At 35.1% G+C, this 1,385-nt stretch carries 1 protein-coding gene; it reads left to right on the top strand.

Annotated elements, in window-relative coordinates; translation table 11 throughout:
• The first annotated feature begins 236 nt into the window (after positions 1-236).
• Positions 237-1,178 (top strand): Abi family protein, encoded by a 942-nt coding sequence (locus tag DWZ44_RS17275; protein ID WP_055265600.1) that lies wholly within the window; start codon positions 237-239, stop codon positions 1,176-1,178.
• The last annotated feature ends 207 nt before the right edge of the window (positions 1,179-1,385 follow it).

The raw sequence follows: 1,385 nt of genomic DNA on the forward strand, positions 1-1,385 counted from the left end.
CTTGATAAGTACGGCGATGAAGTCCTCCGGGAGTTGGAGGAAGAAAAACAGAATAAAGAAGAAAAAACAGCATAGAATACTTCTGAGCGGGTATGGCTAAGAATGTTTTGGCGTATTGACAGGACATTTAAAATGACGTATACTAAGCTCAGTGATCGTTCTGTAGAAACTTGCGAAGCCTACAGGCGGGGGAGAGCCTGCGGGTCTCTCCCTCTTTTGTTTTAAGGAGAAATGATATGCAGACACCGAAAAAATTCTCTTCTTTTAGTGATCAGGTTTCCTGGATCAGTGACGAAAAGGGAATAAAAATAAACGACAGAGAATATGCAGAAGAGATGTTACGCCAAATAGGATATTTTCCTCTTATGGGAGGATATAAACATCTTTTTAGAATATCGAATACAAAGAAATATAAAGCAGGAACAAGTTTTGAAGAAATAGTCAGTCTGTATAAGTTTGATGCAGAGCTTAGAGAGTTGTTCTTTAAATATTTACTGCAGGTTGAGCGACAGATGCGTTCTTTGATGTCATACTATTTTACTGAAATGTATGGAGCAGAGCAGAAGCAGTACCTGGATGCTAATAATTATAATCATACAAAAAGAAATCATGCAACAATCGTAAAGTTGATAGCGACCTTGAAACGGGCAACAACGACCACAGATTATACATATATCAATTATTATCGCAAGACATATGGTGAAATTCCATTATGGGTTTTGGCGAATGTACTTACGTTTGGAAATTTATCAAAAATGTTCCGAGTATTTCCTCAATCCTTAAAATCAAAAGTATCAAAAAACTTTGAACCTTTGAATCAGCATCAGATGGAGCAGTTTCTATCGGTTCTCACGAAGTATAGAAACGTATGTGCACATGGAGAACGACTGTTCACATACAGAACGGTAGATGCTATTGCGGATACACCGCTTCATAAAAAACTTTCATTGCCACAGAGTGGGAATCAGTATGAAAAAGGAAAACAGGATTTGTTTGCTGTGGTGATTGCTTTTAGATATCTATTACCTGGAAAAGATTTTCTGGAATTTAAAAGAAAGCTTATAAAAGAGATTGACCGAGTAAACAGAGAGGTAGAGCATATAAGCGAAACGGAATTATTGAATAAAATGGGTTTCCCGGAAAACTGGAAAAATATTACCAGATACCATTTAAAGTAAAGAAAAATCCTCTAAGAGATAGTGAAATACCTATTGTCTTAGGGGATTTTTTTGTATTAATTATAGGATTGACAAAGAAATGAGTCAATAAGAAAATAAGTATTGAAAATAGTTGGAACAAGTATTAAAATAAAGTTGGGACAATAAAACGGAATTATACTGCGAGGAAGATTATGAAGAATAAAAAGATTAAATGCGATATATATA

Source organism: Blautia sp. AF32-4BH (assembly GCF_003460565.1).
Lineage (GTDB): Bacteria > Bacillota > Clostridia > Lachnospirales > Lachnospiraceae > Fusicatenibacter > Fusicatenibacter saccharivorans.

What these genes read in the sequence shown, in the direction of transcription:
- DWZ44_RS17275 (WP_055265600.1), top strand. Translation starts at nt 237, where the DNA reads ATGCAGACACCGAAAAAATTCTCTTCTTTTAGTGATCAGGTTTCCTGG.